This is a genomic window from Citrobacter sp. Cpo037 (assembly GCF_030332945.1).
Classification (GTDB): domain Bacteria; phylum Pseudomonadota; class Gammaproteobacteria; order Enterobacterales; family Enterobacteriaceae; genus Citrobacter; species Citrobacter portucalensis.
In genome coordinates this window covers 69111-81508 of sequence record NZ_JAOWGW010000046.1, presented here as the reverse complement: position 1 = coordinate 81508, position 12398 = coordinate 69111, and the positions used below count along the sequence as shown (strand labels likewise).

The 12398-nt window shown below is 52.9% G+C and carries 13 protein-coding genes; 6 read left to right on the top strand and 7 right to left on the bottom strand.

Translation table 11 applies throughout. From position 1 onward, the window contains the following. Positions 1-32: 32 nt before the first annotated feature. On the bottom strand, positions 33-1421 hold the full coding sequence (sad, locus tag OGX94_RS06410; RefSeq protein ID WP_126957169.1) for a succinate-semialdehyde dehydrogenase: 1389 nt from the start codon (positions 1419-1421) through the stop codon (positions 33-35). A 102-nt stretch (positions 1422-1523) separates the two neighbouring features. On the opposite strand from sad, the gene ptrR reads away from it, so the two are divergent. Both ptrR and OGX94_RS06400 read left to right on the top strand, forming a co-directional pair. After that, positions 1524-2399: a putrescine utilization regulator PtrR gene (ptrR, locus tag OGX94_RS06405; RefSeq protein WP_003832938.1), complete on the top strand. Its 876-nt coding sequence runs from the start codon at positions 1524-1526 to the stop codon at positions 2397-2399. Positions 2400-2621: 222 nt separating this feature from the next. Then, a complete protein-coding gene (locus OGX94_RS06400) occupies positions 2622-3818 on the top strand; it encodes a sugar transporter (protein ID WP_126957167.1) in 1197 nt (398 codons plus the stop codon). A gap of 43 nt (positions 3819-3861) precedes the next feature. Here the strand turns inward: OGX94_RS06400 and OGX94_RS06395 are convergent, their stop codons facing one another. After that, entirely contained in the window at positions 3862-4527 is a 666-nt protein-coding gene (locus tag OGX94_RS06395) for a MarC family NAAT transporter (RefSeq protein ID WP_063941584.1), read from the bottom strand. 257 nt (positions 4528-4784) lie between these two features. On the opposite strand from OGX94_RS06395, the gene marR reads away from it, so the two are divergent. From marR to marB, 3 genes are read left to right on the top strand one after another with little or no spacing between them, the layout of a single operon-like run. Then, positions 4785-5219 (top strand): multiple antibiotic resistance transcriptional regulator MarR, encoded by a 435-nt coding sequence (gene marR, locus OGX94_RS06390; RefSeq protein ID WP_003832935.1) that lies wholly within the window; start codon positions 4785-4787, stop codon positions 5217-5219. Positions 5220-5237: 18 nt separating this feature from the next. Continuing rightward, positions 5238-5621 carry an MDR efflux pump AcrAB transcriptional activator MarA gene (gene marA, locus OGX94_RS06385; RefSeq protein ID WP_003032424.1) on the top strand — a complete coding sequence of 128 codons (384 nt, stop codon included), beginning with the start codon at positions 5238-5240 and terminating at the stop codon, positions 5619-5621. A 30-nt stretch (positions 5622-5651) separates the two neighbouring features. Continuing rightward, positions 5652-5870, top strand: coding sequence for a multiple antibiotic resistance protein MarB (gene marB / locus OGX94_RS06380; protein WP_003832934.1), 219 nt, complete (start codon positions 5652-5654; stop codon positions 5868-5870). A gap of 30 nt (positions 5871-5900) precedes the next feature. Here marB and eamA read toward each other — a convergent pair whose 3' ends face one another. Then, positions 5901-6800, bottom strand: a complete 900-nt coding sequence (gene eamA / locus OGX94_RS06375) for an O-acetylserine/cysteine exporter (protein ID WP_003832933.1) — start codon at positions 6798-6800, stop codon at positions 5901-5903. 198 nt (positions 6801-6998) lie between these two features. On the opposite strand from eamA, the gene ydeE reads away from it, so the two are divergent. Next, positions 6999-8186, top strand: a complete 1188-nt coding sequence (gene ydeE, locus OGX94_RS06370) for an efflux MFS transporter YdeE (protein ID WP_286568921.1) — start codon at positions 6999-7001, stop codon at positions 8184-8186. 40 nt (positions 8187-8226) lie between these two features. Here the strand turns inward: ydeE and urtE are convergent, their stop codons facing one another. Genes urtE through urtB form a run of 4 tightly spaced genes read right to left on the bottom strand, consistent with a single transcriptional unit; the run spans position 8227 to position 12379 of the window. Further along, complete coding sequence (gene urtE, locus OGX94_RS06365; protein ID WP_200920434.1) at positions 8227-8925, bottom strand: urea ABC transporter ATP-binding subunit UrtE; 699 nt, start codon at positions 8923-8925, stop codon at positions 8227-8229. A gap of 9 nt (positions 8926-8934) precedes the next feature. Beyond that, complete coding sequence (gene urtD, locus OGX94_RS06360; RefSeq protein ID WP_063941582.1) at positions 8935-9732, bottom strand: urea ABC transporter ATP-binding protein UrtD; 798 nt, start codon at positions 9730-9732, stop codon at positions 8935-8937. Beyond that, positions 9732-10805 carry an urea ABC transporter permease subunit UrtC gene (gene urtC, locus OGX94_RS06355; protein WP_003832929.1) on the bottom strand — a complete coding sequence of 358 codons (1074 nt, stop codon included), beginning with the start codon at positions 10803-10805 and terminating at the stop codon, positions 9732-9734. Before urtC ends, urtD begins: the two co-directional genes overlap by 1 nt. After that, the gene (gene urtB / locus OGX94_RS06350) at positions 10805-12379 is read right to left on the bottom strand and encodes an urea ABC transporter permease subunit UrtB (protein ID WP_191221498.1); all 1575 of its coding nucleotides are present in this window, start codon (positions 12377-12379) and stop codon (positions 10805-10807) included. The genes urtC and urtB overlap by 1 nt, the downstream gene beginning before the upstream one ends. Between the last annotated feature and the right edge of the window lie 19 nt (positions 12380-12398).

The window sequence follows — 12398 nt, the reverse complement described above, 5'->3', positions numbered from 1 at the left end:
GACAGGTGCCCCCAGCGGAGGCACCCACACCATCAAAGGCGGTTTTTCCAGACGGTCTGCACGTTACAAAACTCATGCAGACCAAAGTGCGAAAGTTCGCGGCCAAAGCCACTTTTCTTCACACCACCAAACGCAACGCGGGCATCACTGGCGCTGTAACCATTGATAAATACGCCACCACACTCCAGGCGTGACGCCATCTTCTGCGCCAGCGCTTCATCCGCAGTAAACACCGTGGCGGATAAGCCGAAATCACTGTCATTCGCCAGCGCTAACGCATGTTCCGCATTCTTCGCCACGGTAATTGCCGCAACCGGACCAAACAGCTCCTGGCGGAACGCCGTCATCTCTGGAGTGACATCGCCCAGTACCGTCACGGCATAGTAATTGCCCTGACCCGCAATTTTTTCCCCGCCGAGCAGTAACCGTGCCCCTTCGGCAAGGGTGGCTTCTACCTGCTGGTGCAGTTCGTCACGCAGATCAAATCGCGCCATCGGCCCCAGATCGTTTTCTTCGTTTAGCGGATCGCCCATTTTGAGCGCACTCGCAGCGGCCACAAAGCGTGAAGTAAATTCTGCCGCAATCCCTTCTTCGATAATAAAGCGCTTGGCTGCCGCACAAACCTGCCCTGTGTTCTGATAACGCCCAGCGACCGCCGCCTTAACGGCCAGATCGAGGTCAGCATCATTGAGGACAATAAACGGATCGGAGCCGCCCAGTTCAAGCACACATTTTTTCAGCGCGGCACCCGCCTGGGCGCCAATCGCCGCACCGGCACGTACGCTTCCCGTTACCGTTATCGCCGCGATACGCGGGTCATTGATCATTTGACTGACCCCGGCGTTATCGGCATTCACCCAACCGTAAACCCCCGCGGGTACACCAGCATCAGCGAAAACCTGCGCAATAATTGCAGCACAGCCGGTTACGTTAGGCGCATGCTTTAACAGATAGCCATTTCCGGCCAACAGAATCGGGACGGCACCTCGCATTACCTGCCAGAGCGGGAAGTTCCACGGCATGATCGCCAGAATGGTTCCTACCGGACGATACTCAATCACCGCCTGGTTATTCTCCACCAGCGTGGGTTCCGGATTGAGCATCGCCGGTCCATGCTCGGCGTACCAGTCACACAATGCAGCTGACTTGGCGACTTCAGCACGCGCCTGCTTAATGGGTTTACCCATTTCACGTGAGATACACTCCGCCATCTCTTCCGCACGATGGCGCAGAGCTTGCCCGATCTGGCGCAGCGTTTGCGCACGGTGCTCAACGGAAGTATGTTTCCATTCGTTATAGCCATTCGCGGCAAGGTTCAGCGCATGATCAATCTCTTCCGCGCTTGCCCACGGCGTCGCCGTCAGCCTTTCACCGCTGGCAGGGTCAAAGGAAATCGCATGTGTTGCTGCTGTGATAGTCATAAGTGCCTCTCTTTATCGCAGGGTATGGTTATATCATGAGCATATTTACTATTTCTGAAAAATGAATAATATTAACCATACCATTCACGAATAGAGAATATTATGGATCTGACGCAGTTGGAAATGTTCAATGCCGTCGCGGAGACTGGCAGTATTACGCAGGCCGCCGCGAAGGTGCATCGCGTGCCATCCAATCTCACCACCCGTATACGTCAGCTTGAAGCCGACCTGGGTGTTGATCTATTTATTCGTGAAAACCAGCGCCTGCGGCTTTCCCCATCCGGGCACAACTTTTTGCGCTACAGCCAGCGGATCCTGGCACTGGTTGAGGAAGCCAGGATGGTCGTCGCCGGGGATGAGCCGCAAGGACTCTTCTCTCTCGGCTCGCTTGAAAGTACAGCAGCAGTTCGCATCCCCGCCACGCTGGCTGAATATAACCAGCGTTACCCCAAAATTCAGTTCGCGCTGGCGACAGGTCCTTCAGGCACAATGCTTGACGGCGTGCTCGACGGTACATTGAACGCTGCCTTTGTCGATGGTCCAATTACCCATCCGGGACTTGAAGGAATGCCGGTCTACCGTGAAGAGATGATGATTGTCACGCCTAACGGTCATCCCCCCATTAAGCGGGCCAGTGACGTCAACGGTTGCAGTATTTACGCCTTTCGCGCCAACTGTTCCTATCGCCGCCATTTTGAAAGCTGGTTTCATGCCGATCGCGCCATGCCCGGCACCATTCATGAAATGGAGTCATATCACGGCATGCTGGCCTGCGTCATTGCCGGCGCGGGTATCGCACTGATCCCGCGTTCGATGCTGGAGAGCATGCCAGGGCATCATCAGGTCAACGCCTGGCCGCTAAGCGAGAACTGGCGCTGGCTGAATACATGGCTGGTCTGGCGCAGAGGTGCAATGACACGTCAGCTGGAAGCGTTTATTGAGGTGTTGAACCCTCAGTTATCACAGAGCCCGGAGTAACTGGCGCTCCTCAAAGAACATGAATACCTGTAAATCCGGGTGAAGTCATACGCCCGGAATTTCATTATTATTGAAATACTTAAAAATACGAGGAATGTTCGGCAGCAAATTGTGGCGCCCTGCCAATGAAATGAGATCCGCATCACAAAATGATTGTATTTTCGCCAGCAAACGTTTTAAGATCGTGGCCTTACCTTTTCGCAGCTAATCCTCTTATTTGATATGACAACAGACACTGTTTCCCGCAAGGTCGCGTGGCTACGGGTAGTTACGCTTGCCATTGCCGGTTTTATTTTCAATACCACAGAGTTTGTCCCTGTCGGCTTGCTGTCCGACATCGCACAAAGCTTTAATATGCAGACTGCTCAGGTCGGGATCATGCTGACGATCTACGCCTGGGTTGTCGCCCTGATGTCGCTCCCTTTTATGTTACTTACCAGTCAGGTGGAGCGCCGAAAACTGCTGATCTGTCTGTTTGTTGTGTTTATCGCCAGTCATGTTCTCTCTTTCCTGGCATGGAATTTTACCGTGCTGGTAATTAGCCGTATTGGTATTGCCTTTGCGCACGCTATTTTCTGGTCGATCACCGCATCGCTGGCGATCCGCCTGGCTCCTGCCGGTAAACGAGCACAGGCTCTCAGCCTGATTGCCACCGGCACCGCGCTGGCTATGGTATTGGGTCTGCCCATCGGGCGCATTGTCGGTCAGTATTTTGGCTGGCGCACCACCTTCTTCGCCATCGGCATGGGGGCGTTAGTTACCCTGCTTTGCCTGATTAAGCTCCTGCCCAAACTACCCAGTGAGCACTCCGGCTCTTTAAAAAGCCTGCCGGTGTTATTCCATCGTCCGGCATTGATGAGTCTGTATCTACTGACGGTGATTGTGGTCACCGCACATTACACGGCCTACAGCTATATCGAGCCGTTTGTGCAGACCGTCGCGGGTCTGAGCGCAAACTTTGCTACCGTGCTGTTGCTGGTTCTGGGTGGCGCGGGAATTGTCGGTAGCGTCATTTTCGGTAAGCTGGGGAATCTGCATGCTTCCGTACTGATTAGCAGTGCCATTGCCCTGTTGACGGTATGCCTGGTGTTGTTACTTCCCGCTGCTGACAGCGAAATGCACCTTGCTATCCTGAGTATTTTCTGGGGCGTCGCCATCATGCTGATAGGTCTGGGTATGCAGGTGAAAGTGCTGGCGCTTGCTCCTGATGCGACTGACGTCGCAATGGCACTGTTCTCAGGCATCTTTAATATCGGTATTGGCGCTGGCGCGCTGGTAGGCAATCAGGTGAGTTTGCACTGGTCAATGTCTACGATTGGTTACGTCGGCGCAGTGCCTGCCGTGGTGGCGTTGATATGGTCGGTGATTATCTTTCGTAAATGGCCGGTATCGCTGGAAGAACAGCCTCAGCATTCGTAAAAAATGTGCCCGGTAGACATTACCGATTACCAGGCACAGTGTTCTAAGCGTAGGTTTTAATAATTTCCAACACGCCGTTAATAATAAACTGCACGCCCATACACACCAGCAGGAAGCCCATCAGACGAGAAATCGCTTCGATACCACCTTTGCCGACCAGGCGCATGATCCCCCCGGAACTGCGCAAACAGCCCCACAGGATAATCCCGACAACCGCAAAAATAATCGGCGGCGCGATCATGATCACCCAGTCCGGAAATTCGGAGCCATGGCGCACGGTTGACGCGGAACTGATGATCATCGCAATCGTCCCCGGACCGGCAGTGCTTGGCATAGCCAGCGGTACAAAGGCGATATTGGCAGTCGGCTCGTCTTCCAGCTCTTCTGACTTGCTTCTCGCTTCCGGAGAATCATGTGCCTTCTGCTGCGGAAACAGCATCCGAAAGCCGATAAACGCAACGATTAACCCACCCGCAATACGGAGTCCGGGAATCGAAATCCCGAAGGTATTCATCACCAGTTGCCCGGCATAGTACGCCACCATCATGATGGCAAACACGTAAACAGATGCCATGAGTGACTGACGGTTACGCTCTGCGCTGTTCATGTTGCCCGCGAGGCCAAGGAACAACGCCACGGTGGTTAACGGGTTTGCCAACGGTAACAGGACTACCAGCCCCAGCCCTATTGCTTTAAACAAGTCCATCATAATGTCATCTTTCCTGTGCGTTAATCGTCAACGGCAAGTATACGGTGAAATCCAGAAGATAAGCCATTTTCGCGATGTAAGGATTCATTTTTCATCCGCACGTATAAACCATAATTATCAGATCGTTAAATTTCCACATTCCAGGTATTGAGTCTGATGATTTAGCAAAACGTGGCATTTGCGGATTCATTCGTTTGACTTATATTTGCCTAAGCAATAATATCAGCCGTGACTAACTACTTGCCAGGGCAACCATTGTGAAAAACACCAGTGATCTGTTTAACGAAATCATCCCACTGGGTCGTTTGATCTATATGGTTAATCAGAAAAAAGATCGTTTGTTAAACGACTATTTGTCACCGCTGGATATCACGGCATCGCAGTTCAAGGTGCTCTGCTCCATCCGTTGCGCGGTGTGCATCACCCCTGTCGAATTGAAAAAAGTGCTGTCTGTCGACCTTGGCGCCCTGACGCGGATGCTGGACAGACTGGCCTGTAAAGGCTGGATAGAAAGGCTTCCGAATCCACATGATAAGCGTGGCGTGCTGGTGAAACTCACCGAGCATGGCGCAGCAATTTGCGAGCAGTGTCATCAATTAGTAGGGCAAGACCTGCACCAGGAACTAACAAAAAACTTAACGGCGGATGAAGTAGCCACACTTGAGCACTTGCTTAAGAGAATCCTGCCGTAACCAGAAAGAGGTATGACGATGTCCAGACGCAATACTGACACAATCACTATTCATAGCATTTTGGACTGGATCGAAAATAACCTTGAATCGCCGCTCTCACTGGAAAAAGTGTCAGAGCGTTCAGGTTACTCCAAATGGCACCTGCAACGGATGTTTAAAAAAGAAACCGGTCATTCACTGGGTCAATACATTCGCAGCCGTAAAATGACTGAAATAGCGCAAAAACTAAAAGAAAGTAACGAGCCTATTCTTTATCTGGCAGAGCGTTACGGTTTTGAGTCTCAGCAGACGCTGACCCGGACATTCAAAAACTATTTTGATGTTCCGCCGCATAAATACCGTATGACGAATATGCACGGCGAATCACGCTATTTGCTCCCACTTAATCAATGTAATTGCTAAACGCCAGTTAACGACGTAACCGAGGAAATCATGAAACTTCTGTCTTATGCAATGCTGGCCCTGCTGTTTGTTGTTTCGGGCCAGAGCATGGCGGAACAGACCGCGCAACCTGCCACCCAAAACAGTCGCGACGCGATGATTATGCCCCCTGCGCACGATCAGTCCCCGTTCGATTTTAATCATATGGGTGCAGGCAGCGACAAGTCCGACGAATTAGGTGTGCCTTATTACAATATGCGCAACCTGTAATTATATTGCCCCGCCACTGCGGGGCTTTTTTTAGCCCCTCACCGACGCAACCTTACGCAACCGAAAGCCAAACACATTGATATACAACCCAGCCATGATCAGTAGCGCACCGAGCAGTTGCAATCCGGTCAGCGTTTCATCCAGCAGCACAACCGCACTCGCCAGTCCAACGACCGGCACCAACAGCGACAGCGGCGCTACACGCCAGGTCTCATAGCGTCCGAGTAACGAACCCCAGATACCATAACCCACGATGGTCGCCACAAACGCCAGATAAACCAGTGACAGAATGGTGGTCATATCTATCGCCACCAGACTTTGGGTAATTTGCGCTGGACCATCGAGAATTAATGAAGCAAGGAAGAACGGAGCAATAGGGATTAACGCGCTCCATACCACCAACGACATAACGGCTGGGCGCGAGGTATGCTGCATGATTTTTTTGTTAAAGATATTGCCGCAGGCCCAGCTTAGCGCCGCCGCCAGCGTCAGCATAAAACCGAGCATGCCAACATGCTGCCCGTTCAGACTGGACTCAATCAGCACCAGCACGCCAAATACCGCCAGCGCAATGCCTACCAGCTGTTTACCCTGCAGACGTTCGCCAAAGGCGAATGCCCCCAGAATGATGGTGAAAAACGCCTGAGCCTGTAATACCAGAGAAGCTAACCCGGCAGGCATACCGAATTTGATAGCGCTAAAGAGAAACGCAAACTGCCCAAAACTGATGGTCAGCCCATAGCCGAGCAACAGCGAAAGTGGGATTTTCGGCCTGGCAACAAAGAGTATTGCCGGGAACGCCACCAGTAAAAAACGCAGCCCTGCCAGCATTAAGGGGGGCATATTATGCAGCCCCACTTTGATGACCACAAAGTTCAGTCCCCAAACCACAACGACCAGTAACGCTAATAACCCGTCTTTACGCGACATACCACCGCCCCTGCAAATATTAAATTTTTGTAAACAAGTTAAGGTAACGGAAATCGTTGTGCCGTAACAGATCATTATTTCAGGTAGGCCACGCAAGGCATTTTCGGACAACTTATTGAGTGTACATCACAGTTTTAGCATGCTATTTGTTTCTTATATCTAAAAAAAACATAACAACATGCATTGTCGGGCAGGAAAATGAATATCTCTCTGAGAAGGTCCACTCTCGCGTTACTCGCGTCATCTTTGTTATTAACAATTGGCCGTGGCGCCACTCTGCCATTCATGACGATTTACCTCAGTCGTCAGTATGGCCTGGGTGTCGATCTGATCGGTTATGCAATGACAGTAGCACTGACTATTGGCGTCGTTTTCAGTCTTGGATTCGGCATCCTGGCCGATAAATTTGAAAAAAAACGCTTTATGCTGCTGGCAATTTGTGGCTTTGCGTCCGGCTTTATTGCGATCCCACTGGTGCATAACGTGGTGGTCGTGGTTTTGCTCTTTGCTCTGATCAACTGTGCCTACTCCGTCTTCGCCACGGTGCTGAAGGCCTGGTTTGCCGATAATCTGTCTGCTACCAACAAGACTAAAATTTTCTCGCTTAACTATACCGTGCTGAATATTGGCTGGACCGTTGGTCCACCGCTGGGCACGCTGCTGGTGATGCAAAGCATTAACCTGCCATTCTGGCTGGCTGCCGCCTGTTCAGCATTGCCACTGGTGTTTATCCAGACCTGGGTAAAACATTCAACAGCACCATCAGAAGGTTTAAACGCCGCGGTGTGGTCCCCTTCGGTACTCCTGCGCGACCGGGCATTATTCTGGTTTACGTTATCGGCCTTTCTGGCATCGTTTGTTGGCGGTGCTTTTGCGTCCTGTATTTCGCAATACGTTATGGTGGTCGCCGATGGCGATTTTGCCGAGAAAGTCGTGGCGGTGGTCCTGCCCGTGAACGCCGCCATCGTAGTATCACTGCAATACGCACTTGGCCGCAGGCTCACCGCCACGAATATCCGCCCGTTAATGACAATGGGTACAGTCTTCTTTGTCGTTGGCCTGATCGGTTTCGCCTTTTCCGGCAACAGTCTGTTGTTATGGGGAATTTCTGCTGCCTTTTTCACTATCGGCGAAGTCATTTACGCGCCGGGCGAATATATGCTTATCGACAACATCGCGCCAGCAGGCATGAAAGCCAGCTATTTTTCCGCCCAGTCGTTGGGCTGGCTTGGCGCAGCGGTTAACCCATTAGTCAGCGGCGTCATTTTAACCACATTGCCGCCATGGTCGCTGTTTGTCGCGCTGATAGTGGCGATCGTTCTTGCCTGGGCGCTCATGATAAAAGGCATGCGCGCCAAGCCCTGGGGGCAGACGGCAGTCTGCTGATGAGTATAGCGACAGAGCCGAAACCGCTCTGTCGCATACCTCAGATTGCAACCAGTCCCCGTACGCCCTCAGCCTCCATATTTTTACCGTCGCCGCGTTGAATAATGCTGCCCCGCGACATCAGCAGGTATTTGTCGGCTAGCTGCTGCACAAAATCATAGAACTGCTCCACCAGCAAAATGGCCATATCACCCCGGTGCGCCAGTTGAGAAATAACCTGACTAATCTCTTTAATTACCGAAGGCTGAATCCCTTCGGTGGGCTCATCGAGGATCAACAGCTGTGGGCGACTTGCCAGCGCTCGCCCAATCGCCAGTTGCTGCTGTTGCCCGCCGGACAAATCTCCGCCTCGCCGATGCTTCATCTCCTGTAAAACCGGAAAGAGCGCGTAAATATCATCTGGCACATGCCGGGCCTCCGGTGCTGAAAAACGGGAAAGACCGAGCAGCAGATTCTCTTCTACCGTCAAACGCGGAAAAATATCACGCCCCTGTGGGACATACGCCACACCGGCCCTGACCCGCTGATGCGGCTTCCAGTGAGTGACATTTTTATCCTGCCAGAGCACGCTTCCGCTACGGGCCGGAATAATCCCCATCAGACACTTTAGTAGTGTTGTTTTCCCCACGCCGTTACGCCCCAGCAGGCATGTCACCTCGCCGATACGCGCTTCAAAGCTCACCCCGCGCAGAATATGGCTGCCACCATAATATTGATTTAGTTCTTTCACCTGCAGCATATGAACTCCTTAACGCCCGAGATAGACTTCAATAACCTGCTCGTTGGCCTGCACATCGCGAAGGCTCCCCTGAGCGAGGACACGTCCCTGATGTAATACTGTGACGCGATCGGCAATGGTTTCAACAAATCCCATATCGTGCTCAACAACCATCAGAGAGTGCTTACCGGCAAGCTGGCGAAACAGCTCCGCCGTGTATTCCGTTTCCGCATCCGTCATCCCCGCCGCGGGTTCATCCAGTAGCAGTAAATGCGGCTCCTGCACCAGCAGCATGCCAATTTCGAGAAACTGTTTTTGCCCATGCGAAAGCAGTCCGGCGCGGCGGGTCCGCTCATTACCCAGCCGCAACAGCGCCAGTACTTCATCAATATGATCCCGTTGTTCGCCTGAGAGTCGTGCCCGTAGAGAACCCCAGACAGATTTATCATTTTTCAGCGCCAGCTCCAGGTTCTCCTCCACCGTTAATGCTTCAAATACCGTGGGCTTCTGAAATTTCCGTCCAATCCCCTGACGCGCGATGGCGATGGGATCCAGCGTTGTTAAATCGGTCGACTGGTCGTATATCGCACGACCACTTTGCGGTCTGGTTTTACCGGTTATGACATCCATTAACGTCGTCTTCCCGGCGCCGTTGGGGCCAATAATACAGCGCAGTTCCCCGACGCCAATATTGAGCGAGAGATCCGTTAACGCCTGGAATCCGTCGAAATTAACGTTAATTTTTTCCAGTTGGAGTACCGGGTCCGTTTGTTCGCGAAACCGATCGCCCGGCATCTGGCGTGTAAAAAGTCCTTCATCCGGCTGCATTATTTGTCTCCTTTGCGAAACAGGCCAATCACACCACTAGGTAAAAAAAGCGTAACGCCAATAAAGATCAGGCCAAGAAACAGCTGCCAGTATTCCGGCATAATGACGGTAAACAGGCTTTTAGCACCGTTCACCAGTACTGCGCCAAATACCGGGCCGATCAGGGTTCCACGTCCGCCCAGAGCAACCCAAATCGCCGCTTCAATCGAGTTGGTCGGCGACATTTCGCTGGGGTTGATAATCCCTACCTGCGGGACATAAAGCGCCCCGGCCAGGCCGCACAGTACAGCGGAAAGCGTCCACACCAGTAACTTGAAACCTTTCGGATCGTAACCACAGAACATCAGTCGGTTCTCGGCGTCGCGCACGGCGGTCAGAATACGACCAAACTTACTGCGGGCCAGCGCAAGTCCCAGCCATATTGCCAGCACCAGCAGCATAACCGTCGCCAGAAACAGCGCGATCCTGGTGGACGTCGCGGTCACCGGAAACCCCAGAATGGTGGTAAAACCGGTAAAACCGTTATTTCCACCAAAGCCGGTTTCATTGCGGAAAAACAGCAGCATTCCGGCGAAAGTCAGGGCCTGGGTCATGATGGAGAAATAGACCCCTTTGATTTTTGAACGGAAGGCAAACCAACCAAATACCAGCGCCAGCAGGCCCGGCACCAGAACAACCAGCAGCATCGCCCAGAGAAAATGTTGCGTCCCCCACCAAAACCAGGGCAGCTCGCTCCACGACAGGAATGACATAAAGGCCGGTAATCCTTCGCCGGAAGCCTGACGCATCAGGTACATTCCCATCGCATAGCCCCCCAGCGCGAAGAAGATACCGTGTCCCAGCGAGAGCATTCCGGCATAGCCCCACACCAGATCCAGCGCAACGGCCACAATGGCATAGCAGAGAATTTTCCCGGCCAGCGTCAACGTCCACACCGATATGGCCAGCGGATGCTCCGCAGGTAACAGCGCAAGAAACGGCAGAATAATCAACGCCAGCAGTAAGCCCAGACCCAGCACGCGTGTTGCACGCGGCGCTTTACGCGCCAGCGTTATTGTCATTGGCATCGTCATCAGTCAATAACCCTCCCTTTCAGCGCGAACAGTCCCTGAGGTCGTTTCTGAATAAACAGAATGATCAGCACCAGGATCATGATTTTGCCGAGAACCGCCCCCACCTGAGGCTCCAGAATTTTATTGAAGATCCCCAGCCCAAATGCCGCAGCCACGCTCCCGGCAAGCTGTCCAACGCCGCCCAGTACCACCACCAAAAACGAATCGATAATGTAGCTTTGCCCCAGCTCCGGTCCTACGTTACCTAGTTGCGAGAGCGCCACGCCTCCCAGTCCGGCAATTCCTGAACCAAGGCCAAAGGCCAGCATATCGACTCGTCCGGTGGGTACGCCGCAGCAGGCCGCCATATTGCGATTTTGCGTCACGGCACGCACGCGCAGCCCGAGGCGCGTTTTATTCAACAACAGCCAGGTGAAGAACAGCACCAGCATGGCAAAGCCAAGCACCACTATTCGGTTCCATGGCAATATCAGATTGGCATAAACCTGAATACCGCCGGAAAGCCATGCCGGATTGGCGACTTCCAGGTTTTGCGCGCCGAAAGTCATTCGCACCAGTTGGATGAGCATCAGGCTGATCCCCCAGGTCGCCAGTAGCGTTTCAAGCGGACGGCCATATAAATGGCGTATCACCCCTCGCTCGAGCAGCATTCCTACTGCCGCAGTCAGCAAAAAGGCGACCGGAAGTGCAATAACCGGATACCAGGCTAACCCGTGCGGGAAAAACTGCCCCATCAACTGTTGCACCATCCAGGTACAGTACGCCCCGAGCATTAACATCTCGCCATGCGCCATATTGATGACGCCGAGCAATCCATAGGTTATCGCCAGACCCAATGCCGCCAGCAGCAAAATAGAACCCAGTGACAGTCCCATGAAAGCCTGCCCTAGAAGATCCCCAACCTTCATGCGATGCGAGATGGAATTCAGACTTTCGTCAGCGGCAGCACGCACTCGGGCATCGGGTTCATGTTCAGCCCGGGTGAATGGCTGCAGGCGCACCTGAGTTTCAGGATCATTTGACGCCCCTAATAGTTCGATTGCCTGAAGCCTGACCTCCGGCGAGGTGCTACTCAGTTGCAGATTTGCCAGTGCAATAGCGAGTGCGGATTTCACATCACCATCTGACTCCTGAGCCAGTCGTTGTTGTAAAAACGGCAGCATGCCCGGCTGCGCCTCACGCTGTAATGTACGAGCTGCCTCTCCCCTTACCGTGACACTGTCACTTAAAAGCTGATGGACAGCCAACGCTCCGGCTACCAAATTACGCAGGCGGTTAGTAAGGCGAGTTTTTTTTAGCTCGCCGTTTGGGGCTGTCGCTGTTCCTAACGGCTGTACGTGCGAGCCGTTCATGATGAAGGCATTTTTCGTGTTATCGGTCAGCAGGTTCTCATCTCGCAGCGCGCTGAGCAGCGGGATGCGCTGAACGTCGGGATTCACCGCCCATTGTTCAAGCAAGGCGGCCTGCTGAGCACGGTTGGCGGCGGTAAAGGAATCAGCATCTGCGGCCTGGGCTATCCACGGCAAAAACCACATCAGCAACAACACACCACGAATCAAGCGCATAGCTTTCATGAGCGTTCTCCAAAGCATT